The following is a 25,744-nucleotide window of genomic DNA, read 5'->3' as shown; positions in this document are numbered from 1 at the left end:
GAATTCTCTTCTTACCTTAATTTCTTTTTCAGTAACCAATCTGTATCTACTTTTTGACCAACCATAAAACTATGTTGGCTAAATTTTTCAAAACCATATCGGTTATAAAACGCTTGAGCTTTTGTATTATGCTCCCAAACACCTAACCAAGCCCAGGAAAAACTATTTTTTGTAGCAAGTTCAAGAGCGAATTCAAACAGTTGCTTACCTAGTCCAAATCCTTGGAATTTTTGTAGCACATAGAGGCGTTGAATTTCAAAAGCATCCTCTAATTTTCTCTCAGTCTGAGCACTTCCCCAGTTGACTTTGAGAAAACCAGCTATCTCCTCTTCATGCATAATGAAATAGGTTTCGGAATCTGGATTTTCCAACTCAGTTGACAAAACTCTCAGACTATAAGTCTTTTCAAAGTATTCCTGTAACTGCTCTTCCGTATTATCATGAGCAAATGTTTCACGAAAGGTTTGTTTGGCAATTTTGGACAACATCCCAATATCTGCCTTTTCTACTTTTCTAATCATTATTTAAACTGTTCTGAGAAGCGGACATCGCCTTGGTAGAACCCACGGATATCATTGATTCCGTAACGAAGCATGGCTACGCGCTCTTGTCCAAGACCAAAAGCAAATCCAGAGTAAACCGTCGCATCGATTCCACTCATTTCAAGGACACGTGGGTGAACCATACCAGCACCCATGATTTCGATCCAACCTGTTTTCTTACATACGTTACAGCCTTCTCCACCACACTTGAAGCAAGAAACATCCACCTCGACAGATGGCTCTGTGAATGGGAAATAAGATGGGCGCAAACGAATTTGACGCTCTTCACCGAACATTTTTTGGACAATCAACTGAAGGGTTCCTTGAAGATCTGCCATAGAGATGTTTTTCCCAACAACCAAACCTTCGATTTGGTGGAATTGGTGACTGTGGGTCGCATCGTCCGTATCACGACGGAAAACACGCCCTGGTGAGATCATTTTCAAAGGACCTTTTGAAAAATCATGAGCATCCATGGCACGCGCCTGAACTGGAGACGTGTGGGTACGGAGCAAGATTTCTTCTGTGATATAGAAAGTATCCTGCATATCGCGAGCTGGGTGATCTTTTGGGAGGTTCATACGCTCGAAGTTATAGTAGTCTTGCTCCACTTCAAAACCATCCACGACTTGGTAACCCATCCCGATGAAAATATCTTCGATTTCTTCACTGGTTTGTGTCAAAACGTGACGGTGACCTGTCGCAACTGGGCGACCTGGAAGTGTCACATCGATACTCTCGCTAGCCAGTTGAGCTGCGACTTTCTTTTCTTCCAAGAGCTTAGCTGTTTCTTCAAAGGCCGCTGTCAAGATATCACGCGCTTCATTGACGTGTTTCCCGATGATTGGACGCATCTCAGCAGAGACATCTTTCATCCCTTTGAGGATTTCCGTAAGCGACCCTTTTTTACCAAGGACAGAGACACGCAAGTCTTGCATCTCTTTTTCATTTTCAGCAGTAATCTGCTTCAAGCTAGCCAGCGTTTCTTCGCGAAGCGCTTTTAATTGTTCTTCAATAGTTGACATAATTCCTCCATCAGTCTCTTGTAGATAAAAAGAAAACCACATGCCAAAAACTCCACTCGGAGCGTTGACACGCGGTACCATCCGTTTTCATCTGACAAGTCAGACCTTCATTTTCAAATCCATGTGCAAGTGAATTCACCCAGCTTTCATATAGAGAGCTTGCAGTCACGGCTCTCCTCCCTGATATACTTCCCTTGAGTTACTAGTCTTGCGGATTCCTATTCAATTACTACTTAGTTTATCAGATTTTTAGTTAAAAAACAAGTTAGATTAGACTAATTTCAATATAAAAAGGAACAAGACACAATGCACTACCTATTTGTAGGATCTGTTTCACCTGCTTTCCTTTTCAATAAAAGAGTTGCTGCTTGATTAAAATCATCACACCAGTTATACCATTTTGTTTCATACTCATCTTGAGCTAGGATACGGTCTTTTAAATCCAAAACAGAGTAAATCTTCCTTTCCTCGCAAGCTTGCGCATAGAGATGATACAGTTCATCGCCACCATCTCTATCCCACTCAGCAGAAATCGTATCCCGACCTGCCAATAAAGCCTGATAAGCCCTGTGATGCCCGTCTGTAATCAACAAGCAGTCTCCGAATGCAAGAACACTGATTGGAGCAACATTGATTATTTCTACCGACTGATAAAGTATCTGGATATCTTGTAACTTCTTTTCTGATAAGTATAGTTGAGTCGGATGGAGATCTGTTATATTGACTTTCATTTCTTTCTCCTCAAGGGAATTCGATACTCACTTCTGCTTGCCTTTAAATCGCCATTGGAAGCGAAGCTTGTCATAGAAAGGAAATTCGATAAACAGGACTCCCAAGCCCACACAGAAACTGGCAAGAACATCAGATGGATAGTGAACCCCCAGATAGACCCGAGATAGAAGCACACTGACTAGGTAGAAGCCAAGGACAATTTGCACAATTTTTCTCCAGACTGGATCTTTAATCCGCTGACTGAGAATAACAATCAGAGTGCCTACCATCAAAGTTACAGCCAGAGAATGCCCACTTGGAAAAGAAAGCCCCTTCTCCTCTACCAGATGTAAAATAGCTGGCCGTGGGCGCTGGTAGATATTTTTAAAGATCACAATTAAAAAACCGGCTAAGGCTAGATTACCTGCCATGAAGTAGCTTTCTATCTTCCACTTCTTACGATAAAAGATAAAGGCTGCAATGGCAACCCAGGTGATGATTACCGGGATATCAATCAAATGTGTAAGGGCACGGAACAGAACTGTCAAATAATCTGGCAAGTCCCCACGAAGGACAGTCTGAATCGGTTGGTCAAAACCGACCAGCATTTCAGGGTAAAACTTAACCATATAGCCAAGAAGGACGAAAAGTAAAAGGGCAAAACTGCCCTTCATTAAAAATGTTTGTTTATCTCTCATAATGTTTTAAGGTTGGTTTCAAGAGGACGTATAACAACCAGAATGAAACGGCAAAGATTAAACCTTCAATCAGGTTAAAAGGTAAAACCATGGTCATCAAGTAGTTAGAAAGTCCTATAATTTCTCTAATATCAAAGTTGGCAAATTGCGCGTACAAAGGAACCGCATAAACATAGTTGAGAACCAACATAGCAGCAGTCAATCCGATGGTTCCCGCTAGAGATGCTAGTAGGAAACGAAGGGTGTTGCGTTCCTTTTTCCAAATCAAACCAAAGGCGATAACAAAAACTCCTAGAGCTACAATATTCATTGGCAAGCCAATGTAAGTATTCACTCCCTGGCTATTCAGAAGCAACTTCAAGAGTGATCGTAGCAAGAGAATCCCTAGAGCAGCAGGCAAATCCATGACCACCAAGCCCACAAGGACTGGCAAGATACTAAACTCGATCTTGAGGAAGGTCGCCGCTGGCAAGAGCGGAAAGTCAAAGTACATCAGCACAAATGAAATGGCTGATAAAATCGCAATGGTCGAAAGTCGACGTGTGTTTGTCATAACAGGTTCCTCCAATTTTCTATAAAATCAGAAGAAGTTGGAAAGGATCCCTCTATCTATTCTCACTTTTTATATCCCAAAAGTTCCCCCTCACTCTTTTGAGCAAGCGGTTGCAATTATCTATAAACCAATCAGAACAGACAAGGCTATTCTTTCGTCTTCTCCCATCCAGACTATACTGTCGGTTGTGGAATCGCACCACATCAGCTTGCGCTCGCGGACTTCTTTAAGAGAATGGAAATTGAGATTTTTCTTTTAGACTAGGCGACAAGCTGTAGGCATAACTTCTGATTAGGCAAAGCTTGTCAACAAAGTATAAAAGGAAAAGATCATTTCCTAGTTAAAGTCACCGCCGGTCGGGAATTTCACCCAGCCCTGAAGACCCTCTAATCATAACAAAAAACGCTTGCAAGTGCAAGCATTTTGTTTATTTCAATTTATCCACTTCATAGGTGTGAACAAGCTCAAGACCTGCAAAATTCTGCTGACGGAGCGCTTCGTAGACAATCATGCAGACGGTATTAGACACATTGAGGCTGCGAACATGCTCATCATTCATAGGAATACGGAGAGCCTTCTCAGGATGTTCTCTCATAAAATCCTCTGGTAAACCCTTGTCTTCACGTCCGAAGAGAAAATAATGGTCTTCGTCAGTCGATAAATCTGCCTCAGAGTACACCTTCTCAGCAAATTTCGAAATCAGATAGAGTTTTTCCTTCATCTGAGACATGAAATCTGCCAAATTATCATAAAAATGAATCTCTAACTTGTCCCAATAATCCAAACCAGCTCGCTTCATTTTGCGATCATCAATGGGAAAGCCCATTGGCTTGATGATGTGGAGGGGAGAATTGGTCGCAGCGCAAGTACGCGCGATGTTGCCCGTATTTTGTGGAATCTGAGGTTCAAATAAAACAATGTGATTTGTCATAATTGGCTTCCTTTTATCATTGCAAAAAAATAGCCACACTGCCCGGAGTCAAGCTCAGCAAACAGCGTGGTTAAGGCATCGTTAACTTACCTCACAACAGGTTTGAAGTAAATCAGCGAAACTACTTTCTTAGTATAACACTTTCAGAATCATTGTCAATAGAAACGACTTGATTTTTTTACTTTTTTTAATGATATTTTCATGTTTGGTCATCCCCTTTCTGAAAAGGTATAGTAAAAGAGCCAAATCACTTCAAATCGGAAACATCGTCATAGAAGTTAAACAAATGTAGCTTCAAAAACTTGAAAAAGGCCTTTCTTCCCCTAAAAATCGCCTTAGCAAGTGCATTTTTTGATAAAAAAGGGTATGATAGTTACATCATGAAAAAGTAGGTTTTTTATATGAAAATTGTCCTTGTTGGTGGAGGGAAAGTCGGTTTTGCCCTCTGTCGTTCACTAGTTGCGGAAAACCATGACGTTGTCCTCATCGAGCAAAATGAAGCTGTACTTAACCATATTGTCAGTCGCTTTGATATCATGGGACTCCTTGGAAATGGTGCTGACTTTGCCATCCTGGAGCAAGCCGGCGTCCAAGAGTGTGATATCTTTATCGCTCTAACTGAATACGATGAAGTGAATATGATTTCAGCGGTACTTGCTAAAAAAATGGGCGCTAAAGAAACCATCGTTCGGGTGCGAAATCCTGAATACTCTAATGCCTATTTTAAGGAGAAAAATATTCTTGGATTTTCACTTATCGTTAATCCAGAACTCCTAGCAGCCCGTGCCATCTCAAATATCATCGATTTCCCTAACGCCCTCTCCGTTGAGCGTTTTGCTGGAGGTCGGGTCAGCCTGATGGAGTTTGTTATCAAAGATTCTAGTGGTCTTTGTCAAATGCCAATCTCAGACTTCCGTAAAAAATTTGGCAACATCATTGTCTGTGCTATGGAAAGAGACCATCAACTCATGATTCCAAGTGGTGATGTTACTATCCAGGACAAGGATCGGATTTTTGTTACGGGAAATCGTGTAGATATGATGCTTTTCCACAACTATTTCAAATCGCGTGCAGTGAAAAGTTTGCTTATCGTTGGAGCTGGAAAAATTGCTTATTATCTACTTGGCATTTTAAAAGACAGTCGCATCGATACCAAGGTTATCGAGATCAATCCTGAAAGAGCTCATTTCTTTAGTGAAAAATTCCCAAATCTCTATATCGTACAAGGAGATGGAACTGCTAAGGACATCTTACTGGAAGAAAGTGCTCCTAGCTACGATGCGGTCGCAACCTTAACTGGTGTTGATGAGGAAAACATCATCACCTCTATGTTTCTTGACCGTGTTGGCGTCCAGAAAAATATCACCAAGGTCAACCGGACCAGCCTCCTAGAAATTATCCATGCACCTGATTTTTCAAGTATCATCACACCCAAAATCATCGCAGTGGATACCATTATGCACTTTATTCGAGGTCGGGTTAATGCCCAATACTCAGATCTTCAAGCCATGCACCATCTTGCAAATGGTCAAATTGAAACCCTGCAATTCCATATCAAGGAAGCTAATAAAATGACTGCCAAACCACTTTCGCATCTAAAATTAAAAAAAGGTGTTCTCATCGCAGCCATTATCCGAAAAGGAAAAACAATCTTCCCTACTGGAGAGGATATGCTTGAGGTGGGAGACAAGTTACTGGTAACCACCCTGTTGCCAAATATCACCAAGATTTATGATTTGATTGAGAGGTAAAAAATGAATAAAAGTATGATTCGTTATCTCCTCTCAAAACTTCTCTTGATTGAGGCTGTTCTCCTCCTAGTTCCTGTTAGTGTAGCGATCTATTACCAAGAATCCAGTCAAGTATTTATCGCTCTCTTCTCTACGATTGGAATTTTAGTCCTTCTCGGTGGTCTAGGCGTTTTACGGAAACCGAAAAATCAACGGATTTATGCCAAGGAAGGGGTCTTAATTGTTGCCCTCTGTTGGATTCTATGGTCTTTCTTTGGTGGCCTCCCTTTTGTCTTTTCAGGACAAATCCCAAGTATCATCGATGCCTTCTTTGAAATCAGTTCTGGTTTTACAACTACAGGAGCAACTATTCTGAACGATGTTTCAGTTCTCAGTCGCTCCCTCCTCTTCTGGCGAAGTTTTACCCACTTGATTGGAGGGATGGGGGTGCTCGTCTTTGCACTTGCCATTATGGATAATGCCAAAAATAGTCACTTAGAGGTGATGAAGGCTGAGGTTCCTGGACCTGTCTTTGGCAAGGTCGTATCCAAACTAAAAAACACTGCCCAGATCCTCTATCTGCTTTATCTAGCTCTCTTCTCCCTTTTTGTGGTCATCTACTATCTAGCAGGCATGCCTCTCTATGATAGTTTTGTCATCGCTATGGGAACAGCAGGAACTGGGGGCTTTACCGTCTATAACGACGGAATTGCCCACTACGGTAGCTCACTCATCACCTATCTAGTTAGTATCGGTGTTCTGGTTTTTGGGGTTAACTTCAATCTCTACTACTACCTCATGCTCCGCCGAGTTAAGGCTTTCTTTGGAGATGAAGAACTGCGGGCTTATGTGATTATTGTCCTAGTGTCTACAGGCTTGATTACCCTCAACACCCTCCACCTCTACCAAGGTGTCTCTAAGAGTGTTGAAATGGCCTTCTTCCAGGTTTCCAATATCATCACGACAACAGGTTTTGGTTACGGAGATATTACCAACTGGCCTCTCTTCTCCCAGTTTATCCTCCTCTTCCTCATGGGAATCGGTGGATCAGCTGGCTCAACTGCAGGTGGTCTCAAAGTGATCAGAGGACTCATCCTCTCAAAAATTGCTAAAAATCAGATTTTGTCCATCTTATCCCCTCACCGTGTCTTGACTCTACATGTCAACAAAACTGTGATTGACAAGGATACCCAGCACAAGATTCTTAAATATTTTGCCATCTACGTGATGATTATACTCTCTCTCATCTTTATCGTCAGTCTTGATAGTAATGATTTTCTAGTCGTGACCAGTGCTGTCTTCAGCTGTTTTAACAATATCGGACCTATTCTAGGTACAACCTCTAGTTTTGCCATCTTTAGTCCCATCTCTAAAATCCTGCTCTCCTTTGCAATGATTGCAGGCCGCTTAGAGATTTACCCAATTTTACTACTCTTTATGAAACGCACTTGGTCTAAACGCTAATTATAATACAAATCCCCTTTTACAAGCTAGTAGAAGGGGATTTTTCTATTAAAAACGAGAAGACCTTTCGGTCCTCTCCTAATCGGTTTATTTTTTAAGAGCTTCTTTGTATCGAGCAACTTCCGCTTGGTTAGCCCAAACATAGTGACCTGGACGAATTTCTACCATAGATCTCATAGTCATGTTGGTCAGGATCGTAAACTTTCAAGACCTTCTTGCGTTCCAAGATTGGATCTGGAATCGGTACAGCAGATAGAAGCGCTTGAGTGTAGGGGTGGACAGGATTGTTAAACAACTCCTCTGTCTCCGCCACTTCGACGATAACTCCCTTATAAATAACTGCGATACGGTCCGAGATAAAGCGAACAACTGACAAGTCATGCGCGATAAAGAGATAAGTCAAGCCCAACTCTTTTTGGAACTTCTTGAGCAAGTTCAAAACTTGCGCACGCACTGATACGTCCAAGGCTGAAATTGGCTCATCTGCAATGACAAAATCAGGTTCCATCACAAGGGCACGGGCAATCCCGATACGCTGACGTTGACCACCAGAAAACTCGTGTGGATAACGGGTCAAGTGTTCTTTCAAAAGTCCAACTTCATGGATCATCTTTTGAACTTTTTCTTTTCGATCTTCTTCGTCTTTAAACAAGTGGTAGTTGTAAAGACCTTCAGAGATGATATAGTCAACCGTCGCACGCTCATTCAAGCTTGCTGCAGGGTCCTGAAAAATCATCTGGATACGACGAATCAAGTCTGAGGATTCCTTGTGAGATTTTTTGCCATTAATTTTCTGGCCATCAAAGATAATCTCTCCTTTACTGGTATTATTTAAACCAATAATGGCACGACCAATGGTTGTTTTCCCACTACCAGACTCACCTACAAGAGAGAAAGTTTCTCCCTTGTTGATAAAGAAGTTGGCGTTTTTAACCGCGACAAACTTCTTACTTCCTTCACCGAAGGAAATTTCTAAATCTTTAATTTCTACTAATTTTTCAGACATTTCCTTCCTCCTAGTCTTCTAGATGAGCAAAGCCCATTTTATCACGAATCTTGTCATGCAAATCTGCAATGACTCCAGGTTTTTCAACTTTAGGAGCATTCTCATGAAGCAACCAAGTCTTAGCCCAGTGGGTATCAGTGACTGAAAACTTAGGTGCCTTCTCTTCAAAATCAATTTGCATCGCATAATCTGAACGAAGGGCAAAAGCATCACCTTTCAACTCAGTATAAAGAGACGGTGGTGTTCCCGGGATAGAGTACAATTCTCCTTTATCATCAGCAAGCTGAGGCAAGCTAGACAAGAGACTCCAAGTATATGGATGACGTGGATCGTAGAAGACTTCCTCAACAGTACCGTATTCTACAATTTCACCAGCATACATAACCGCTACCTTATCGGCAATACTTGCTACCACACCAAGGTCATGGGTGATAAAGATAATGGTAAAGTGGTACTCATTTTGCAAGGTTTTAAGCAAATCAATGATTTGCGCTTGAATGGTAACGTCAAGGGCCGTTGTTGGCTCGTCACAGATCAAGATATCTGGACGACAGGCAAGGGCAATTGCAATAACGATACGTTGGCGCATCCCTCCAGAATATTGGAAAGGATACTCGTCAAAACGTTTTTCAGCGTCTGGAATTCCGACCTTGTTCATATAGTCGATTGCCATCTCTTTGGCTTCCTTAGCTGTTTTCCCTTGATGTTTAACAATAACTTCAGTGATTTGGCTACCGATTGTATTGATTGGGTCCAAACTTGTCATAGGGTCTTGGAAGATGGTCGCAATTTTAGCACCACGAATCTTCTCCCATTCCTTGTTAGAAGTAAGAGCAGTCAAGTCTTGTCCACGATAGTCGATACTTCCTTGGGCAATACGTCCATTGTCTTCTAACATCCCTGTAAAGGTTTTTGTTAAAACAGATTTACCAGAACCAGACTCACCTACCAATGCAAGAACTTCTCCCTCAATCAGGTCCAGAGAAACTCCTCGGATAGCCGTCAGAACTTTGTCACGAACGTCAAATTCCACGACAATATCACGAGCAGTCAAAATTACATTATTTTCTTTTGTCATGTCTACTCCTATCTATGTGTACGTGGATCACTAGCGTCCGCTAGGTTTTGACCAACAACGAAAAGAGATAGGGATACCAAGATCAAGGTTGTCAACGGAATCCAGAACAAGTAAGCGTTGGTCGTAACGTTTTGTGAGTAATCTGAGATCAAACGTCCCAAACTTGGCACTGTTACAGGTAATCCCAATCCAAAGAAGGAAAGGAAGGCTTCATAAGAGATGAAGCTTGGCAACATCAAGGTCATCGTAGAAACAATAACGGATACCAATTGTGGCATGATGTTTTTAACGATGATTTTAAAGGTTGGTGTTCCAAGTGTTTGAGAAGCAAGGTTGTATTCCAAGTCACGGTAACGCATGATTTGGATACGAATCATATAAGCAATCCCAATCCAAGTTGTCACACTCATGGCAAAAATCAAATTCCAGAAACCAGCACCAATTGAGTAAGTCAAGACAATGACAATCAAGAGAGATGGAATGTTTGAAATAATGTTATAAACTTCCATCATGACGCGGTCAACGGATTTTGAAATTCCCCAAATTCCACCAACAATAACCCCAATCACAAGGTTGATAAAAGTGGCAATGACAGAGATGAGGATAGAGTTACGCGCCCCAAACCAAACCCCGTCAAACAAGGATTTACCATTGCTATCTGTACCAAACCAATGCTCAGCATTGGGCTTGATAAAACGAGCAGAGAAGTCATTGACCTTACTTACATCGTTGAAGTCAAAATCTGAGAACATTGGGTAAATAAAGCTCATCAAGATAATGGCAACCAAAATTCCTAGCATAAAGACTGTTGATTTTTTCTTTAGAAACTGTCTAAATACAGAACCCCAGTATGAATAGGCAGGAGCATCAATTGTTTCAGAGGCAAAATCGTCACGTTTTACGAACTGAAATTTTTCTTTTCCGATTGTTGACATTATTTGCCTCCTTTCTCTGTCAATTTAATACGTGGGTCAAGCATGGTCATCCAGATATCTCCTACAAAGAGTGAGAAGATAGAAATACATGTGAAGATGAAGACGAGACCAACTACCATTGAGTTGTTTGATGCCTTAACAGAGTCAATCAACATTTTACCCATACCTGGGAAGGCGAAGACCGTTTCTGTCAATGTTGCACCACCAATAACTCCGATTACGGCACCAGGAATACCTGAAACCAAAGGAACCATGGCATTTTTAAAGATGTGTTTATTTGAAATTTCTTTTTCAGACAAACCTTTGGCACGAGCAAAACGTACGAAGTCCTGAGATTGCAAGTCGATCATGTAACGACGGATCCAGATAGCTGTACTTGGCGCACCCAATAGACCTAGAATGACTGCTGGCAAGACGTAGGAACGCCAATCTCCAGCCCCCAAGATAGGAAATGAGTCAGGCAGACCAATAGATGATCCAATCAAGCGCACGATGTAAACCAAAGCGATCGTTGGAAGGGCAAGCAAGAAGGTTAGAGCACCTGTCGAGAAGCTATCAATCCAAGTATTCTTGTGGCGAGCCATAGCAGATCCAAGAGGAATGGCAATCGCATAAGAAATAACCAAACCGATCAAACCAGCAACAGCCGAGCTTGCAATCATTGATGGATATTGATAATTGCTTTCTGTAGCTGTATATGGATCGTCTTTACCATAGTTAGCTACCTCACGCGCATCTGCTTGACTTGGTGACTTGTAGGTACGAGAGTAAATATCTACAGAGGAAGTCTTTTTACCCGTAGGGAATTGAACTTCTGATGTCTTGGTTTGTCCTTGCCCCTGCGTGATAACTTGAAGCACTGGTGTGTTTGCATAAGTTGGGTAAGAGTCTCCCAAGTTAATGTTCACAAAGTTTTGGTGTACAAATGGAAATTGATTGTTGAAATACAAAAGATATTTATGTTTTGTACCTGAACCAACCAATGACCAACCGATAGCAGGGTCATTTTCAAAACGAAGATAACGTTCCAAGTTTGGATTTTCAGGGTCTTGAATCTTGTTTGTATGATCAATGTCGAGCAAGTTCGAGTAGAATTTGAAAACACGTTCAAAAATTGGAATTTCACGCGTGGCATAGAATTGACCACTTTCTGAGAATACACCGAGTGTCCAACCATTACCTAGTTGGTTGATGTATTTTTCGTAGATTGCCTTATTTGTATCATTGGCATCTACTGTTACAGATGAGTCCATTGTGCTCGCTTTTTCTTGCAACTCCTTGGTATCGTAGTACTCGATATAGCCCATCCGCTCATAAACGGTATTTTCATAGTTATCCCGTTTATCTGGCGTCGTTGCAATCTTGTTATAGTTGGTATCCTGCTTGAAAATCAGTTTTCGAGGAACCATCGTATAGATAATCGTGTAGGTCAAGGTTGTCACCAAGAAGATAGACACCAATGAACGCAATACACGCATAAAAATATATTTCTTCATATCGTTTCCTTTTAAAATCCCAAAAGAACCTTCTCCTCATGGAGAGAAAGTTCTCTTGAGAGTTATTTATTTAACGTGATTAGCCAATTCTTTTTGAACTTTTTCGTTTGATTCTTTTTTCTCTTTGAGCCATTTTTCACGAGCTTGTTCATAGTCAGCTTTTGTTACAACCTTATCTTGTAACTGAATATACTTGAAGTATACGTCTGAGCCCTTATCTCCAGATTGACTGTATGATGCTGTGAATGGCACAACACGAGAAATGAATGGTGCAGCACCAGTTGATGACATAGCTGGCAAGATGAGTGAGCTATCTGTCAACCAAGCTTGAGCAGCCGCGTATTTTTCATAACGAACATTCAAGTCGCTTGTTTCTTTAGCAGCTTCATCAACTAGCTTATCGTATTCTTTCAAACCAACTTGAGCTGCTGCAGCATTATCTGCACCTTCGTAACCCATGTATGTTTTTGTTTGTTCAGCATTCGTTGTTTTCAAGATATCAAGGTAAGTTGATGGATCTTCATAGTCTGGGTTCCATCCAACGCCACCTGAGAGATCCCAGTCTTCTGCTGCTGCATTCGCCGCATAGTAGGTAATATTAGTAAACTCATCTTTAGAAACTTGTTGGATATCGATGACTACATTGCCTTCACCAAGCACTGTTTCAACGGATTGTTTGAAGGATTGGATACGTGCGATATAGTTTTTAGCAGTTTGGTCTACTGGGATATCCAAGTGGATAGGGAATTTCACACCTTCTGCTTCCAATGCTGTTTTGGCTTTGGCAAATTCGGCTTTGGCTTTATCGGCGTTGAAAAGTCCATCTTGACCATCTGCAAAGTTTACATTCTTCCACTCATCACCGTAAGCAGCCATCTTTTCAGTTACCAAGTCACCGAAAGTTTTTTCACCAGCAGAGACGAAGTCAGGTTTTACAAAGAGGTTACGAACGGCACGAGGAGCACCTTCTTTACCATTGATTTGTGCTGAGTAAGAAGTACGGTCAAAGGCAAAGTTCAAGGCCTGACGGAAGTCTTTGTTAAGAAGGGCCTTCTTAGTAGAAGTCTTCTCTTCATCAGTTGTCTTAGAAGTGTATTTGTAACCTTGACGGTCAATATTCACACCCAAACCACCAATACCAGGTCCTGATGGGGTGTAGAAGATATTTTCCTTGTAGGTTTCTTCTACTTTAGAGTAGTTTGAACTTGTTGGGTAAAGACGGGCATAGCTATAAGCTCCACTTGTAAAGTTACGTTCAATAGACTCTTGGTCTGAACCATCATAGTAAGCAAGTGTTACTTTATCAAGATGAACATTGTCTTTATCCCAGTATTGTTCATTTTTAGCGAACTCGATAGAAGACTTAGCAGTCAAACCTTTCAGCAAGAATGGTCCATTGTAAAGCAATGATGTAGGGTCAGTCGCTTTAGCAAAGTCAGATCCTTTTGATTTTTCAAATTCTTCGTTCAATGGCCAGAAGATTGAATAAGCCATCTTAGAGTTCCAGTATGGTTCAGGTTTGTTCAAAGTATACTCAAGAGTATAATCATCAACTGCCTTTACACCTACTGAAGAAAAGTCTTTATTGTTTCCAGCTTTATAGTCAGCTAGACCTTTAACTGAATCTTCTGCTAGATAAAGTGCTTCAGACTTGTTATCAGCTGCGTGTTTCAAGCCATTTACGAAGTCTTTCGCTGTCACTTCAGCATACTCTTCGCCATCTGATGTCATCCATTTGACACCTTTACGAATCTTGTAGGTATAAGTCAACCCATCTTTTGAGACTGACCAGTCTTCTGCAACTGCAGGAGTCAAATTCCCATATTTATCATTTGTAAAGAGACCATCGATACCATTTGAAGTGGCAATTTTGGTACTTTGTTTCCCTGAAATGAGGTAATCCAATGTTTCTGGGTCAGCTGAATAAACATAACCATAGGATTTTGGAGCTGTTGAATCAGATGATTTTGAAGAACCACAAGCAGCGAGAACGCCAGTTGCCAGCAAAGCAATCCCTGCTGTAACAAATACTCTACTTTTTTTCATGTATGTAACTCCTCTTAAAAAATTTAGGCTTATTGCCAATTATACCATAGATTTCTCAAAAAGTAAACGAATTTTCAGAATATTTAGGCGTGTAACCACAAAAAACTTTCATTTATCAAATTTTTCTATTCTTTGTTTGCTATCTATAGAATCAAAAGGGAAGTTAAGGCTCTATAAAGCCTGATTTTCAGATTTTCTCTCCCCATTTTTCCATCCAATCAGAAAGGGCAATCTTCTAAATTGGATTTTCGATTAAGAAACTATTGACGTAGAATCATTTTCAAGGTATAATATTAAACGTTGAGGCGGTATAGCCAAGTGGTAAGGCACGGCTCTGCAAAAGCTTGATCGTCGGTTCAAATCCGTCTACCGCCTTTCAATACCTGAAATAACAGGAATTAACCGAATGAAAAGCCCGTAAATCGGGCTTTTTTGTTTTTTTCTTCGGACAAATAAGGACAACTTTGAAAATCTTTTGGGACGAATAAAAAACAGTGACGAAAATCACTGTTTTACTCGGTTTCTTCTTCGGGTTCTATTTCGGTGATTTGAACTTTTACCTTGGTAACACGTCCATTTTTCACCTTATCATTGGTCAAGATAACCTGCTTGTTTTGACTGACCAGTTCATAACTGATTTTTTCAGTTGTTGGGATCGTACCAACACCCGTCAAATAATAACCGGCGATAGTATCCACATCGTCGCTTTCTAGTTCAACGCCAAAATAGTCGTTGAAGTCATTAAGATTCATGGTTCCTTGTGCAATATAGGTATCCTCACCGATTTGATGGACTTCGATTTCTGCTCTGTCCGTTTCGTCATCAATTTCGCCGACGATTTCCTCCAGGAGGTCTTCCAAAGTTACCAAACCAGCCATACCACCGTATTCGTCTAGTAAGATAGCCATTTGATTTTGGGTATTTCGAAGCTCTTTAAGGAGATCATCCACAAAGATAGTTTCAGGCACAAATAGTGGCGTTTGGAGGATTCGTTTCCAGACAATATTTTCAAAACCATCCGCATAGGCAGCGTTTAGCAAGCGCTTGGTATGAATCAAACCGATGACATTGTCCTTATCCCCATCATAAACAGGAATACGTGAGAAATTTTGCTTCAAAATACTTTCGATAATCGCCTTACTGTCATCCTGAATATCTACCATAAAGGCGTCTGTACGAGGCACCATTAGCTCACGAGCCATTAGTTCATCTAGAGAAAAGATCCCCTGTAGCATTTCAATCTCATCTGCATCCAGTGTTTCTTCACTATTGGTGAGCATGTACTCTATTTCATCACGTGTCATCTTTTCATCAGCATCATCAAAGGTCATTGGGGTCACACGACTCAACAAATTAGTTGAAGCAGATAGTAGCCAGACAAAGGGACTTACAATCTTTCCAAGACCAATAATAATTGGTGCTGTTCGAATCGCCAAAGCATCTTTCAGATTGAGGGCAATCCGCTTAGGATAGAGCTCACCAAAAACAATGGAGATATAGGTCAAGAATGCCAAAGAGAGGAAACTTGCAATGGCGTAAGCCGTCTCTCCGCTTCCCATCCAAGATGCGATCACTTGTCCAAGGGTATCCGCCAATTTGGCCCCTGACAAGATCGTGATTAAGGTGATACCGACTTGAATCGTTGATAAAAAGTGATTAGGGTTTTCAAGTACCTTTAACAAACGGATATAACGTTTATCTCCTTCTTCTGCTTTTTGCTCTACTCGGGCACGATTTAGTGACACCATAGCCATTTCTGTAGCTGAGAAAAAGGCATTTAAAAAGGTCAATACAACTAAAAGTACAAACTGTAGCAACAAATTCTGACTGCTCGGGTCTTCCATAGTCCTTCTCCTAAAATAGTATCTTGTGTTCCATTATATCACAAATTAGCGTAGGAATCACATTATTTTCCAATTTATACAATCGCTCCCTTATCGTATGATAAACAAAGGAGCGATTTTTGTTCTTTTGTAGATTGTTTCTAGTTTGTCACTGTGACTTGACCTGTTCGGTAATCAAGCTGGATTCCCTTTTGAACATTGGGGATCAGGACATTGAATTCCAATTCACCATCCGAAGACTTGGCTTCGATTTGTGAAGCGGATGGAACTAGATCCTCATTTGTCGCATAGTGAAGCGTCACCCGATAACGGACTCTCTTATTCTGGTCCAAGGCTTTTCTGACCAAACTCTCATAGTAGTTCTGACCTGTCGAATCCTCAGCCTGCGCTTGGTTTGCCCAAGCTGTCTGGACTGCAATGTTCTTGGGATTGCTGGTAGAGGCATCAAAACCATCCAAACCACCTATCAAGGCATAGCCCAGCAGATGTCCTCTATCAACTGCATGTGTATAGGTTCCCTTTAGATTCTTGACCTGATGCCATCCTGGTGGCGTCCAAGAGGTGGATCCATTTCCAGTCTCTTCACGATTCTTATACTGCCGAGTCGCTTTGGATAAGATAGCATTGGCAACAGTCGGGACGGTCTCTTTCCCGACTGGTTTTATTTTATTATCCGCATAGGGTTTGCTAGAAACCTTAGCATCTAGATTGGTTTTATTACCATTAACAATAAAGGCACCTGCCCCATTCCATTCTAGACCACCTTTTATTTGATTCTTGACCGACTCGGTTAAGACACTTTCAGCCAGCTCCTGACTAGGAGCTTCTGAAGCTTGTTTTTTCTGACTAACTTTGGTTTTAGGCGTGTTTGATGTCAACTGCATCTGCTTGATATAATAGCTTCCAGCAGCCAAGAGTAAGAATATAAGTAACCCTATCAGAGCCTGTCTCGTTTTTTTGTTCATTTTTCTCCTTATTTCTTTAGAAAAAGACTGGTCTCCCAGCCTAATTTCCTGTAAATTTGCTAATCAATTCTTGCCACTTCGCCGGAGACAAGATAGCCCACGGATCCTGTCCCTTTCCTAAGATACCATAGCCAATCATCAAGCCGATTCCTAAAGCAACGAATCCCAGCAAGAGTACGATAAAAATCAACAGTAAGCGACGGAGTACATAGCGTATTCTCTTATTTTTATTTCTATTCCTCTTCATCATCAACCTCAATCCGCTGAATCTTCGCTCCTAGATGAGCTAACTTCTCATGGAAGCGGTAGTAACCTCTATCAAGGTGGACTAATTTACCGACAACTGTCTCTCCTTGTGCTACCAAACCTGTCAGAATCAAGGCTGCGCTGGCACGAAGGTCCGTTGATAGAACTTCTGCCCCCTGTAAAGCCTGTCCTCCGACAATACGAGCTGTATCACGGATAATCTCCGAATGCAGGCCCATACGGCGCATTTCCTCTAAGTGTTGGAAGCGATTCTCAAACACCGTTTCCACCATGGTGGATTCCCCTTTTGCGACTGTCATCAGAGCTGTAAATTGCGCCTGCATATCTGTTGGGAAGCCTGGATGTGGTAAAGTTTTTACATGAACAGCCTTGAGGTTTTCAAGTTGAGAACGAACACGGATGCCTTCTGATTCCTCTGTCACTTCAACACCCATTTCAAGTAGTTTTGAGATTAAGGGGCGATTATGTTCCCAGACTGCATCACGAACGAGGACATCTCCGCCAGTCATAGCTGCAGCCACCATAAAGGTTCCAGCTTCGATACGATCTTGTACCACATTATGAGTTGTTCCATGGAGTTCCTCAACACCAGTCACTGTGATTGTTTCTGTACCGGCTCCCTTGACCTTGGCTCCCATTTCATTAAGGAGAATAGCGAGGTCAACAATTTCTGGCTCACGCGCAGCATTTTCAATGACCGTCACACCATCAGCTAGAGTCGCTGCCATCATGAGGTTTTGTGTTGCGCCAACACTAGGAAAGTCCATGTAGATATGAGCTCCATGCAGGCGTTCTGCCTTGGCTTCGATGTAACCAGCTGTCTGGCTAATCTTTGCCCCCATAGCTTCCAAACCTTTGAGGTGGAGGTCGATCGGACGACTCCCAATAGTGCAACCACCTGGCATGGATACCTTGGCGTGGCCTACGCGAGCAAGGATTGGTCCTAAGACAACGATCGATGCCCGCATCTTGCTGACATACTTGTATGGAGCTTCCTCCGTGATATCACCAGTCGCATCGACCTCGACAACATGAACTTCCTCATCAAAATCAACCTTGGCGTTCAGACCACGAACCACTTGATTCATGGTGAAAACATCTGACAAGATTGGGACATTCTGCAAGACTGTCTTCCCCTTGCTTGCTAGAATAGTCGCTGCCAACAAGGGCAAGACTGCATTCTTTGCTCCCTCGATCGTCACACTCCCGACCAGACGATTATCTCCGCCTTGAACCACAATTTTTTCCATAGTTTTTCCTTTACTTTTGATTTTATAACAGTCCTCTAAGTGCTTCTTGCCACAGTTGGTACAAACTGATAAAGAATGAACTCAAGATGTAGCCCATTACAATACTAAAGAAGCCTACCAACAAACGAACTTTTTTTGTGTTAGTAGCGGTCACTTTTAAAACCTTTTCCCATCTCACAAGGTCCTTCAAAAGGTAAAAACTCAAATAAATAAAGAGTATATGACTACTTAGAGTGAATAATAATTGAACCATTTGACTATTATACCATCTTCTCTGCTTGCGCGCTAGTTTTCGATTTTTCTACGAATTAGGGATTCTTTTTGAGGTAATCAATCGCATCTTGTAAGGTTTTTACGGGAACGATTTTCATCTCTGTCTTGATGGTTTTAGCAGCTTCTAAGGCTGTTTCATAGTTGCTTTTCGCATTGGGATCTGCTTTTTTCGCTTCCTCGGTGACTGGATTGTCAGGAGCAAAAAAGATGTTGGCTCCCTGACGAGAGGCTGCAACTACTTTTTTGTCAATTCCACCAATATCGCCAACATTTCCATCGCGATCAATAGTTCCCGTTCCCGCAACGATGCGGCCATTACGAAGTCCTGGATCTGCTATCTGGGTGTAAATAGCTAGGCTAAACATGAGACCTGCACTTGGACCCCCGATACCAGCTGTTGAAAAGCGAATTGGAACATCACTGGTCACTTCCGTACGGTCAATTAAACCAATCCCAATCCCGTTTTTCCCGTTTTCAAGAGTGATAATTTTACCTTCAGCAGTCTTGACTCTTCCGTCTTCTTCGTAGGTTACCTTGACTGGATCCCCTAGTTTTTGAGAGTTGACATAATCAATCAGGTCTTTTGAACTGTCAAATGTTTTGTCATTAACAGCCGTCACTGTATCCGCAATGTTCAGAATGCCCTTAAAAGTTGAATTTTCTGTCACGGTCAAGACATAGACTCCCAGGTACTTGAGTTCTATATCCTTGCCAGCCGTCTTCAAGCCTTGATACTTGGCCATGTTTTGAGAAGTTTGCATGTAGAACTGATTGATCCGCATAAACTCTGCATCAGTAGAGCCACCCGTAGTCTCCTGAGCGCTTCTAATATCCGTGAAAGGTGTTAACCAAGCATAGACAAGATGCGACAGGGTTGCATGTCGAATCCCAACTGTCACAAACTGGTAAGCTCCTGCTTCTGTGTCTTCTGTTTCATTGACTTTTAAAACTTGACGAATATCTTCCGCTCCACCTGGAACTTCTATGTAGTATGGTAAAGGTACTACAAAGGCTAAAAAAGTCAATACTAGTGCTAGGATGACATATAAGGGCCATCTAGTTTTTTTCTTCATGTTCTAATTCCTCCACAACACTGTTTGGGACATATTGCTGAATCTCCTGACAAAACTTCAGGAGCTCTCTCACGGCTGACGAGCTAATATAGAGATGCTCTGGGCGACTATGTAGGTAGACAGTCCCGATTTCTGGAGCCAGTTGATAATTGTAGTAGTCAAAACTAGCCTCATATTGCAAGTCTGTAGCATTCCGCAAACCACGGACAAGAGTTTTAGCTCCCAATCTTCTTGCAACATCAACAACTAATTGGTCGTGAGAAGCTATTACCTCTACATTATCTAAATGCGCCACAGCTTTTTCGACTGCCCGTTTGCGATTTTCAACAGGGAGAAAACCTTGTTTGTGGGGATTGTAGAACACCCCGACATAGAGCTTATCAAAGAGTTTGCTGGCGCGTTCAATGATATCCAGATGTCCATTTGTCATCGGATCAAATGATCCTGTAAATAATCCAATTTTATCTGACATAGACTGTCACCTTACTAATCCCATATATTTTTTCCTTCCAGATGCCTAAGCAGGCGATTTCTTCTGGAAGTTCTACAGACTTATCGGTTTCGCAGACGACCATGACTTCTTCAGAGAAGAGATTTCTTTCCGCCATTTTTTCGATATCTGCAACGATTTGTTCCTTGGCATAGGGAGGATCTAAAAAGACCAGGTCAAAGGGACCTGTAACTTGCTCCAAAGCACGCTCAGCTTCCATCTTTAAGAGCTGAAATTTAGAAACTTCTTTGGTCATTTGGATATTTTCAGCGATGATAGCTTGTGCCTTTCGATCCCGTTCCACTAAGACAGCATGGGACATCCCTCTTGACACAGCTTCAATAGACAGACCGCCACTGCCAGCATAAAGATCCAAGACACGACCACCCTCAAAATAGGGGCCTATCATGTTAAAGATAGCTCCACGCACCTTATCTGATGTCGGCCTCGTCGTCTTGCCTTCTAGCGTCTTGAGGGGACGCCCTCCGTAGATTCCTGATACGATTTTCATACCGTTTATTATACCAAATTATAGGCAAAAAGAGAAAGAAAACCGAACCTTACGGTTCGATTCCCTACAAGATATTTTCATAAGTGTCGCGGACTTCTTGAGGCCAGACACTGGTCTGAACCTCTCCGATGTGTTTCTTACGAAGAAGGAACATGGCCATCCGAGACTGTCCGATACCCCCACCGATTGTCAATGGGAAAAGGCCGTTAAGCAGAGCCTTATGCCATTCCAACTCAAGACGATCTTCGTCTCCTGTAAGGGCAACTTGGCGACGAAGCGTGTCTTCATCTACCCGAATCCCCATTGAGGAAAGTTCAAAGGCACATCCAAGAGATTCATTCCAAACCAGAATATCCCCATTCAGTCCCTTGTAGCCATTCTCAGACTCTGTTGTCCAGTCATCGTAGTCAGGTGCGCGGCCGTCATGAGGTTTCCCGTCAGGCAACTCGCCACCAATACCAATCAAGAAGACTGCACCAAACTCTTTACAGATTGCGTTTTCACGCTCTTTCGGTGTTAGATCTGGATAGCGTTCCACCAACTCTTCCGTATGGATAAAGGTAATCTGTTTTGGCAAGATAGATTCAATATCATAGCGTGCTTCTACTGCCAGCTCTGTCAGACGAATAGCCTTATAAATCTTTTCAACGGTTTCTTTGAGATAGGCGATATTACGTTGTCCATTTGGAATCACTTTTTCCCAGTCCCACTGGTCTACATAAACAGAGTGGGTTGCATCCAGCGAATCTTCGTCTGGACGAAGAGCCTTCATGTGAACAAACAGACCCTCACCTTCACCGAAACCAAAACGAGCCAAGGTGTGGCGTTTCCATTTGGCAAGTGAGTGAACGACTTCATAGGTTTCATCTGGAATCTGCAAAACCTTGACAGATACTGGATGTTCGACACCGGACAGGTTGTCCTGCATACCATCGCCGACCTTGCTCAAGATAGGTCCCTGAACTTCCACGACTTCTAGTTTATCTTTCAAATACTGGGTAAAGGTGTTTTTAACAAAAGAAATTTCTTCTTGCTGATGAATAAAGCTTTTCTTCATAACTACTCCTAAAAAATTAATTAAAAGCATTATACACCTATTTTCAAGAAAAGGAAAGAGTAAATAAGAAAAAGTCAGCGCTCTTTAGAACACTGACTCTGTCATTCATTAATCGTTTCGACCAAAGATTCGTAAGATGCTAAGGAAGAGGTTGATAAAGTCTAGGTAGATGCTGAGCGCCATTGAAATGACCCAACCTGTCGCTACTTGCCCTCGTGACTGCTCATAAACATAGCGAATCTTTTGGTTGTCCCAAGCAATCAAACCTGAGAAGACCAAGACCATGGCAATACTAATCATGTAGTCAAAGAAACCACTAGCTAAGAAAATATTCACAATCATGGCAATGATGAGGCCAACAAGCGCAGCCATCAGAGCACGTCCCATTCCACTCAAATCTTTCTTAGTGAAAATTCCGATTGCTGCCATGACAAAGAAGAGAAGGGCGCTGGATACAAAGGCTGATAAGACGGTCCCAGGTGTATAGAAGGCTACGACAAAGCTAAGTGTGAAGCCATTTAAAACAGAATAAATTAAAAATACTGGGAGAGCTGCTGGACTGTTTTTAGCAGCCATGCTACTCGCAACAAAGACCAGACCAAGTTCTGCAAAAGTTGCAATCATCAACCAGAGACGACCATGCATTAAAAAGTAGACCAATTGAGTCTGAAAGACCGTCAACATCAAAGCTGACACGAGAGCTGACAGACCAATCCCAAGTCCCACAAAGGCATAAACCTTAGCGTAAAATTGATTGAGACCTGAACGTTCTTGAATAATTGTTTGATTCATTCTGATTCTCCTTTTTCTATAAATATGTCTTGATTATAACAAAGATTTTATAAATTAGCTGAAATAAAACATCAAAATGCCTGCTGCAACTGCCACGTTGAGACTTTCTGCTCGACCTTTCATGCTTATATGAACCAGCTGATCAGCACTCTCAGCCATGACAGAACTAATCCCCTGTCCTTCATTTCCCATGACTAAAACAAAGTCTTCTAGGGGAGAAAGCTCACGATAATCCTTTGACTCTCTCGATAAGGTCGTTGCCAGAATGGGCAAGTCACTCTTTTTAGCCCCTTCTACAAAGGTGGCAACAGGCATACGATAGATGGGCAAATGAAAATGACTTCCTTGCATGGAACGCAGGGTCTTGAGGCTGTATATATCTGCTGACTTGTCTGAAACAATGACCCCTGTAAAACCTGCCGCATCCGCAGTCCGAATCATGGTGCCAACATTACCAGGATCTTGAACATCTTCTAAAAATAGAAACTTACCCTGACGAAGATCAGGCAGTCCTACTTCTTCTTTTTGGACGATTGCTACGATTCCCTGTGGTGTTTGAGAATCTGCCAAATCCCGCAAAATCTCCTCTGAAACCCAGACAGTTTGAGGAAAAGCCGCTAGCTGATCTCGGTAACTTTCTAGGGCAAAAATCTTCTCAATCGTCACTCCAGCTTGAACAGCTTCTTCGAATAAGTGCCAACCCTCAATCAAATAAGCAGACTTTCGATATTTTTTTTGATGCAATTTCTTGGCATTTTTTACCACAGAATTGGCTTTTGAGGTTATAATAGTCATAGAAATATTATAACACAATCAAAGGGGTTTGGTATGCAAAAGGTTAGAATGATTGCCCAAGGTAGGGTGCAGGGTGTTGGTTTTCGCTGGGGCGTTTATACTCTAGCGCTTGAAATCGGTGGCATCACTGGTCGTGTCTGGAATAATGACGATGGCACAGTGGAAATTCTTGCTCAGGCAGACTCCTCTGCCACTATGGCAAAATTTATCCAAGAAATCCGTAAAGGTCCAACGCCTTTTTCAAAAGTTACCTATCTAGATGTGCAAATGAGCAACTTTTCATCCTATTCGGACTTCAAAGTCGCAAATTAGGTCTCCAGAACTATTGTATATTTTACAAAAAAACAGTAGAATAGAAAGGTATAATTTTTAAAGAAGGAATGAAAACATTGAAATCTATTAAACGTTTTGCCCTCTCTGCTATGGGAGTGGCTATGCTACTCGTCTTGACAGGTTGCGTTTCTGTTGATAAAACGACTGGAGAACCGACTGGATTTATCTGGAACACCATCGGAGCGCCTATGGCAGAGGCCATCAAATACTTTGCTAATGATATGGGACTTGGTTTTGGGATGGGGATTATCATCGTCACCATTATCGTGCGTTTAATTATCTTGCCGCTCGGTATCTACCAATCGTGGAAGGCGACGCTTCACTCTGAAAAGATGAACGCCCTCAAACACGTGCTTGAACCACATCAAACACGTCTAAAAGAAGCAACAACTCAAGAAGAAAAACTTGAGGCTCAACAAGCTCTCTTTGCCGCCCAAAAAGAACATGGTATCAGCATGCTAGGAGGCGTCGGATGTTTCCCTATCTTGCTCCAAATGCCTTTCTTCTCTGCTATCTACTTTGCAGCCCAACATACTGAAGGGGTCGCAGGATCTAGCTTTCTCGGTATCGAACTAGGCTCACCAAGCATGCTCCTCGTAGCCTTTGCAGGTATTCTTTACTACATCCAATCTCTCCTCTCGCTTCATGGAGTAGAAGATGAGATGCAAAGAGAACAACTTAAGAAAATGATCTACATGAGCCCACTCATGATTGTTATCTTCTCCCTCTTCTCACCAGCCAGTGTAACACTTTACTGGGTTGTCGGTGGTTTCATGATGATTCTCCAACAGTTTATCGTCAACTATGTCGTTCGTCCAAAACTTCGTCAAAAAGTACGTGAAGAATACGAAAAGAACCCTCCGAAAGTCAGCCCTTCTGCAGGTGCAAGAAAAGACGTGACTCCTAAGCAGGCTCAAGCGATCACGACCAATAAGAAAAAGAAAAACCGCAACTCTGGTAAACAACGATCTAGATAAGACTCAAAAGGCTTAGCTGAAAGGCTAAGTCTTTTTGCATCACAAAAGCCCGATGTCTCCATCAGGCTTCTTTTTTATCCATGAACACGTTTCATATAGTCTTGATAACTTTCTGTATCCATAAGCTCCTTGGCATTCTTGACACGATCTGCTGTTGGTGGCTTTACCCCCTCAAGCGAATATGGAATCCCAAGTTCACGCCACTTGAATTCTCCCATCGTATGATAAGGTAGGATTTCAAACTTGTCAACGTTTTTAAGGGTTTTGACGAATTTACCGAGTTCAATCAAATCCTCGTCTCTATCTGTCAATCCTGGAACCAATACGTGGCGAATCCAAACAGGCTTCCCAATATCTGATAGGTACCGGGCACAGGCCAAGATGTTTTTATTGGTTTGGCTGGTTACAATCTTGTGCTGTTCTTCATTGATTTCCTTGATATCCAAGAGAACTAAGTCTGTCACCGCCATGAGTTTATTAAACTTTTCGAGATAACGTGGTGTATTACGGAAAGGAAGGGCACAGGTGTCCAAGGTGCAGTGGATTCCTTTTTCCTTAGCCTTGGTAAAAAAGGCAATCAAGAAATCAATCTGCAAGAGTGCCTCTCCACCACTAACAGTGATTCCTCCCTTGTCTCCCCAGAAACCACGATAACGAAGGGCTTCTGTCAAGACATCGTCTACTGTCCGTTCGCGTGATTTATTGGTCTCCATAGCCCATGTATCAGGGTTATGGCAGTACTGGCAACGCATGTGACAGCCCTGCAAAAAGACAATAAAACGAATCCCAGGGCCATCTACCGCCCCAAAACTCTCTGTCGAATGCACCATTCCTGTCACTTGTCCATAGTCAATTGTTTCTTCAGACATATCGTCACCTTCCTTGAAACCGTTTTATAGTTT

26 protein-coding genes, 1 tRNA gene, 1 pseudogene and 1 riboswitch are annotated in these 25,744 nt (G+C 42.0%); of the genes and pseudogenes, 5 read left to right on the top strand and 23 right to left on the bottom strand.

Annotated features, from left to right (window positions below; translation table 11 throughout):
* Positions 1 to 11: 11 nt before the first annotated feature.
* From HMPREF0850_RS05780 to HMPREF0850_RS05755, 6 genes are all read right to left on the bottom strand, one after another.
* On the bottom strand, positions 12 to 521 hold the full coding sequence (locus tag HMPREF0850_RS05780) for a GNAT family N-acetyltransferase (protein ID WP_000619932.1): 510 nt from the start codon (positions 519 to 521) through the stop codon (positions 12 to 14).
* Positions 521 to 1,567, bottom strand: coding sequence for a phenylalanine--tRNA ligase subunit alpha (pheS, locus tag HMPREF0850_RS05775; protein ID WP_000103739.1), 1,047 nt, complete (start codon positions 1,565 to 1,567; stop codon positions 521 to 523). Before pheS ends, HMPREF0850_RS05780 begins: the two co-directional genes overlap by 1 nt.
* A 311-nt stretch (positions 1,568 to 1,878) precedes the next feature.
* Entirely contained in the window at positions 1,879 to 2,298 is a 420-nt protein-coding gene (locus HMPREF0850_RS05770; protein ID WP_000867349.1) for a hypothetical protein, read from the bottom strand.
* Positions 2,299 to 2,325: 27 nt separating this feature from the next.
* Positions 2,326 to 2,976 carry a phosphatase PAP2 family protein gene (locus HMPREF0850_RS05765; protein ID WP_009013867.1) on the bottom strand — a complete coding sequence of 217 codons (651 nt, stop codon included), beginning with the start codon at positions 2,974 to 2,976 and terminating at the stop codon, positions 2,326 to 2,328.
* The gene (locus HMPREF0850_RS05760) at positions 2,966 to 3,529 is read right to left on the bottom strand and encodes an ECF transporter S component (RefSeq protein WP_000185842.1); all 564 of its coding nucleotides are present in this window, start codon (positions 3,527 to 3,529) and stop codon (positions 2,966 to 2,968) included. The genes HMPREF0850_RS05765 and HMPREF0850_RS05760 overlap by 11 nt, the downstream gene beginning before the upstream one ends.
* A 152-nt stretch (positions 3,530 to 3,681) precedes the next feature.
* Positions 3,682 to 3,916: riboswitch (FMN riboswitch) on the bottom strand.
* A 40-nt stretch (positions 3,917 to 3,956) separates the two neighbouring features.
* Positions 3,957 to 4,460 carry a tRNA (cytidine(34)-2'-O)-methyltransferase gene (locus HMPREF0850_RS05755; protein WP_000181358.1) on the bottom strand — a complete coding sequence of 168 codons (504 nt, stop codon included), beginning with the start codon at positions 4,458 to 4,460 and terminating at the stop codon, positions 3,957 to 3,959.
* A 401-nt stretch (positions 4,461 to 4,861) separates the two neighbouring features.
* Here HMPREF0850_RS05755 and trkA point away from each other — a divergent pair, with 401 nt between their 5' ends.
* Together trkA and HMPREF0850_RS05745 are read left to right on the top strand one after the other, a co-directional pair.
* A complete protein-coding gene (gene trkA, locus HMPREF0850_RS05750; RefSeq protein WP_000706817.1) occupies positions 4,862 to 6,211 on the top strand; it encodes a Trk system potassium transporter TrkA in 1,350 nt (449 codons plus the stop codon).
* 3 nt (positions 6,212 to 6,214) lie between these two features.
* Positions 6,215 to 7,654, top strand: a complete 1,440-nt coding sequence (locus tag HMPREF0850_RS05745) for a TrkH family potassium uptake protein (protein ID WP_001043427.1) — start codon at positions 6,215 to 6,217, stop codon at positions 7,652 to 7,654.
* 87 nt (positions 7,655 to 7,741) lie between these two features.
* On the opposite strand, the pseudogene HMPREF0850_RS05740 reads toward HMPREF0850_RS05745, so the two are convergent.
* The 5 genes and pseudogenes from HMPREF0850_RS05740 to HMPREF0850_RS05720 all read right to left on the bottom strand — a co-directional run bounded on the left by HMPREF0850_RS05740 (position 7,742) and on the right by HMPREF0850_RS05720 (position 14,215).
* Positions 7,742 to 8,660: pseudogene (locus tag HMPREF0850_RS05740) on the bottom strand (ATP-binding cassette domain-containing protein).
* Positions 8,661 to 8,670: 10 nt separating this feature from the next.
* Entirely contained in the window at positions 8,671 to 9,738 is a 1,068-nt protein-coding gene (locus HMPREF0850_RS05735) for an ABC transporter ATP-binding protein (protein ID WP_000159698.1), read from the bottom strand.
* An 8-nt stretch (positions 9,739 to 9,746) separates the two neighbouring features.
* Positions 9,747 to 10,673, bottom strand: coding sequence for an oligopeptide ABC transporter permease OppC (gene oppC / locus HMPREF0850_RS05730; protein ID WP_000103934.1), 927 nt, complete (start codon positions 10,671 to 10,673; stop codon positions 9,747 to 9,749).
* Entirely contained in the window at positions 10,673 to 12,169 is a 1,497-nt protein-coding gene (locus HMPREF0850_RS05725) for an ABC transporter permease (RefSeq protein ID WP_000759921.1), read from the bottom strand. Before HMPREF0850_RS05725 ends, oppC begins: the two co-directional genes overlap by 1 nt.
* Before the next feature lie 66 nt (positions 12,170 to 12,235).
* On the bottom strand, positions 12,236 to 14,215 hold the full coding sequence (locus HMPREF0850_RS05720; RefSeq protein ID WP_000749717.1) for a peptide ABC transporter substrate-binding protein: 1,980 nt from the start codon (positions 14,213 to 14,215) through the stop codon (positions 12,236 to 12,238).
* Positions 14,216 to 14,519: 304 nt separating this feature from the next.
* Here HMPREF0850_RS05720 and HMPREF0850_RS05715 point away from each other — a divergent pair.
* A tRNA-Cys gene (locus HMPREF0850_RS05715) sits at positions 14,520 to 14,590 on the top strand.
* A gap of 137 nt (positions 14,591 to 14,727) precedes the next feature.
* Here HMPREF0850_RS05715 and HMPREF0850_RS05710 read toward each other — a convergent pair.
* The 11 genes from HMPREF0850_RS05710 to HMPREF0850_RS05670 all read right to left on the bottom strand — a co-directional run bounded on the left by HMPREF0850_RS05710 (position 14,728) and on the right by HMPREF0850_RS05670 (position 23,532).
* Positions 14,728 to 16,059, bottom strand: a complete 1,332-nt coding sequence (locus HMPREF0850_RS05710; protein WP_000390050.1) for a hemolysin family protein — start codon at positions 16,057 to 16,059, stop codon at positions 14,728 to 14,730.
* Between the two features lie 140 nt (positions 16,060 to 16,199).
* Complete coding sequence (locus HMPREF0850_RS05705; protein WP_001036766.1) at positions 16,200 to 17,024, bottom strand: DNA/RNA non-specific endonuclease; 825 nt, start codon at positions 17,022 to 17,024, stop codon at positions 16,200 to 16,202.
* Positions 17,025 to 17,064: 40 nt separating this feature from the next.
* Entirely contained in the window at positions 17,065 to 17,271 is a 207-nt protein-coding gene (locus HMPREF0850_RS0103155; protein WP_000828205.1) for a DNA-directed RNA polymerase subunit beta, read from the bottom strand.
* Positions 17,258 to 18,541, bottom strand: a complete 1,284-nt coding sequence (gene murA, locus HMPREF0850_RS05700; RefSeq protein WP_000411923.1) for a UDP-N-acetylglucosamine 1-carboxyvinyltransferase — start codon at positions 18,539 to 18,541, stop codon at positions 17,258 to 17,260. The genes HMPREF0850_RS0103155 and murA overlap by 14 nt, the downstream gene beginning before the upstream one ends.
* Positions 18,542 to 18,563: 22 nt before the next feature.
* Positions 18,564 to 18,794 carry a DUF1146 family protein gene (locus tag HMPREF0850_RS12705; protein ID WP_002892633.1) on the bottom strand — a complete coding sequence of 77 codons (231 nt, stop codon included), beginning with the start codon at positions 18,792 to 18,794 and terminating at the stop codon, positions 18,564 to 18,566.
* Between the two features lie 55 nt (positions 18,795 to 18,849).
* Positions 18,850 to 19,887 carry a SepM family pheromone-processing serine protease gene (locus tag HMPREF0850_RS05695; RefSeq protein WP_000730769.1) on the bottom strand — a complete coding sequence of 346 codons (1,038 nt, stop codon included), beginning with the start codon at positions 19,885 to 19,887 and terminating at the stop codon, positions 18,850 to 18,852.
* Positions 19,871 to 20,359 (bottom strand): pantetheine-phosphate adenylyltransferase, encoded by a 489-nt coding sequence (gene coaD, locus HMPREF0850_RS05690; RefSeq protein ID WP_001280709.1) that lies wholly within the window; start codon positions 20,357 to 20,359, stop codon positions 19,871 to 19,873. Before coaD ends, HMPREF0850_RS05695 begins: the two co-directional genes overlap by 17 nt.
* Positions 20,349 to 20,888 (bottom strand): 16S rRNA (guanine(966)-N(2))-methyltransferase RsmD, encoded by a 540-nt coding sequence (gene rsmD, locus HMPREF0850_RS05685; protein WP_000706947.1) that lies wholly within the window; start codon positions 20,886 to 20,888, stop codon positions 20,349 to 20,351. The genes coaD and rsmD overlap by 11 nt, the downstream gene beginning before the upstream one ends.
* A 64-nt stretch (positions 20,889 to 20,952) precedes the next feature.
* On the bottom strand, positions 20,953 to 21,945 hold the full coding sequence (asnA, locus tag HMPREF0850_RS05680) for an aspartate--ammonia ligase (RefSeq protein ID WP_000747987.1): 993 nt from the start codon (positions 21,943 to 21,945) through the stop codon (positions 20,953 to 20,955).
* 108 nt (positions 21,946 to 22,053) lie between these two features.
* A complete protein-coding gene (locus HMPREF0850_RS05675; RefSeq protein WP_001076875.1) occupies positions 22,054 to 22,737 on the bottom strand; it encodes a Bax inhibitor-1/YccA family protein in 684 nt (227 codons plus the stop codon).
* A 54-nt stretch (positions 22,738 to 22,791) separates the two neighbouring features.
* Positions 22,792 to 23,532, bottom strand: a complete 741-nt coding sequence (locus HMPREF0850_RS05670; RefSeq protein ID WP_004246533.1) for a TrmH family RNA methyltransferase — start codon at positions 23,530 to 23,532, stop codon at positions 22,792 to 22,794.
* A 33-nt stretch (positions 23,533 to 23,565) separates the two neighbouring features.
* Here HMPREF0850_RS05670 and HMPREF0850_RS05665 point away from each other — a divergent pair, with 33 nt between their 5' ends.
* On the top strand, positions 23,566 to 23,844 hold the full coding sequence (locus HMPREF0850_RS05665; RefSeq protein ID WP_001174620.1) for an acylphosphatase: 279 nt from the start codon (positions 23,566 to 23,568) through the stop codon (positions 23,842 to 23,844).
* A gap of 77 nt (positions 23,845 to 23,921) precedes the next feature.
* Positions 23,922 to 24,842: a membrane protein insertase YidC gene (gene yidC, locus HMPREF0850_RS05660; protein ID WP_025168371.1), complete on the top strand. Its 921-nt coding sequence runs from the start codon at positions 23,922 to 23,924 to the stop codon at positions 24,840 to 24,842.
* A gap of 74 nt (positions 24,843 to 24,916) precedes the next feature.
* Here yidC and pflA read toward each other — a convergent pair whose 3' ends face one another.
* Positions 24,917 to 25,711 carry a pyruvate formate-lyase-activating protein gene (gene pflA / locus HMPREF0850_RS05655; RefSeq protein WP_001288277.1) on the bottom strand — a complete coding sequence of 265 codons (795 nt, stop codon included), beginning with the start codon at positions 25,709 to 25,711 and terminating at the stop codon, positions 24,917 to 24,919.
* Positions 25,712 to 25,744: the final 33 nt, after the last annotated feature.

Source organism: Streptococcus sp. M143 (assembly GCF_000162495.1).
Classification (GTDB): domain Bacteria; phylum Bacillota; class Bacilli; order Lactobacillales; family Streptococcaceae; genus Streptococcus; species Streptococcus dentisani.
Note: the sequence above shows the minus strand (reverse complement) of the source record. Positions and strands in the feature narration are given on the sequence as shown.

Excerpts from the sequence above, each read along its gene's own strand:
- HMPREF0850_RS05780 (WP_000619932.1), bottom strand. The coding sequence starts at position 521 with ATGATTAGAAAAGTAGAAAAGGCAGATATTGGGATGTTGTCCAAAATT.
- pheS (WP_000103739.1), bottom strand. The coding sequence starts at position 1,567 with ATGTCAACTATTGAAGAACAATTAAAAGCGCTTCGCGAAGAAACGCTG.
- HMPREF0850_RS05770 (WP_000867349.1), bottom strand. The coding sequence starts at position 2,298 with ATGAAAGTCAATATAACAGATCTCCATCCGACTCAACTATACTTATCA.
- HMPREF0850_RS05765 (WP_009013867.1), bottom strand. The coding sequence starts at position 2,976 with ATGAGAGATAAACAAACATTTTTAATGAAGGGCAGTTTTGCCCTTTTA.
- HMPREF0850_RS05760 (WP_000185842.1), bottom strand. The coding sequence starts at position 3,529 with ATGACAAACACACGTCGACTTTCGACCATTGCGATTTTATCAGCCATT.
- HMPREF0850_RS05755 (WP_000181358.1), bottom strand. The coding sequence starts at position 4,460 with ATGACAAATCACATTGTTTTATTTGAACCTCAGATTCCACAAAATACG.
- trkA (WP_000706817.1), top strand. The coding sequence starts at position 4,862 with ATGAAAATTGTCCTTGTTGGTGGAGGGAAAGTCGGTTTTGCCCTCTGT.
- HMPREF0850_RS05745 (WP_001043427.1), top strand. The coding sequence starts at position 6,215 with ATGAATAAAAGTATGATTCGTTATCTCCTCTCAAAACTTCTCTTGATT.
- HMPREF0850_RS05735 (WP_000159698.1), bottom strand. The coding sequence starts at position 9,738 with ATGACAAAAGAAAATAATGTAATTTTGACTGCTCGTGATATTGTCGTG.
- oppC (WP_000103934.1), bottom strand. The coding sequence starts at position 10,673 with ATGTCAACAATCGGAAAAGAAAAATTTCAGTTCGTAAAACGTGACGAT.
- HMPREF0850_RS05725 (WP_000759921.1), bottom strand. The coding sequence starts at position 12,169 with ATGAAGAAATATATTTTTATGCGTGTATTGCGTTCATTGGTGTCTATC.
- HMPREF0850_RS05720 (WP_000749717.1), bottom strand. The coding sequence starts at position 14,215 with ATGAAAAAAAGTAGAGTATTTGTTACAGCAGGGATTGCTTTGCTGGCA.
- HMPREF0850_RS05710 (WP_000390050.1), bottom strand. The coding sequence starts at position 16,059 with ATGGAAGACCCGAGCAGTCAGAATTTGTTGCTACAGTTTGTACTTTTA.
- HMPREF0850_RS05705 (WP_001036766.1), bottom strand. The coding sequence starts at position 17,024 with ATGAACAAAAAAACGAGACAGGCTCTGATAGGGTTACTTATATTCTTA.
- HMPREF0850_RS0103155 (WP_000828205.1), bottom strand. The coding sequence starts at position 17,271 with ATGAAGAGGAATAGAAATAAAAATAAGAGAATACGCTATGTACTCCGT.
- murA (WP_000411923.1), bottom strand. The coding sequence starts at position 18,541 with ATGGAAAAAATTGTGGTTCAAGGCGGAGATAATCGTCTGGTCGGGAGT.
- HMPREF0850_RS12705 (WP_002892633.1), bottom strand. The coding sequence starts at position 18,794 with ATGGTTCAATTATTATTCACTCTAAGTAGTCATATACTCTTTATTTAT.
- HMPREF0850_RS05695 (WP_000730769.1), bottom strand. The coding sequence starts at position 19,887 with ATGAAGAAAAAAACTAGATGGCCCTTATATGTCATCCTAGCACTAGTA.
- coaD (WP_001280709.1), bottom strand. The coding sequence starts at position 20,359 with ATGTCAGATAAAATTGGATTATTTACAGGATCATTTGATCCGATGACA.
- rsmD (WP_000706947.1), bottom strand. The coding sequence starts at position 20,888 with ATGAAAATCGTATCAGGAATCTACGGAGGGCGTCCCCTCAAGACGCTA.
- asnA (WP_000747987.1), bottom strand. The coding sequence starts at position 21,945 with ATGAAGAAAAGCTTTATTCATCAGCAAGAAGAAATTTCTTTTGTTAAA.
- HMPREF0850_RS05675 (WP_001076875.1), bottom strand. The coding sequence starts at position 22,737 with ATGAATCAAACAATTATTCAAGAACGTTCAGGTCTCAATCAATTTTAC.
- HMPREF0850_RS05670 (WP_004246533.1), bottom strand. The coding sequence starts at position 23,532 with ATGACTATTATAACCTCAAAAGCCAATTCTGTGGTAAAAAATGCCAAG.
- HMPREF0850_RS05665 (WP_001174620.1), top strand. The coding sequence starts at position 23,566 with ATGCAAAAGGTTAGAATGATTGCCCAAGGTAGGGTGCAGGGTGTTGGT.
- pflA (WP_001288277.1), bottom strand. The coding sequence starts at position 25,711 with ATGTCTGAAGAAACAATTGACTATGGACAAGTGACAGGAATGGTGCAT.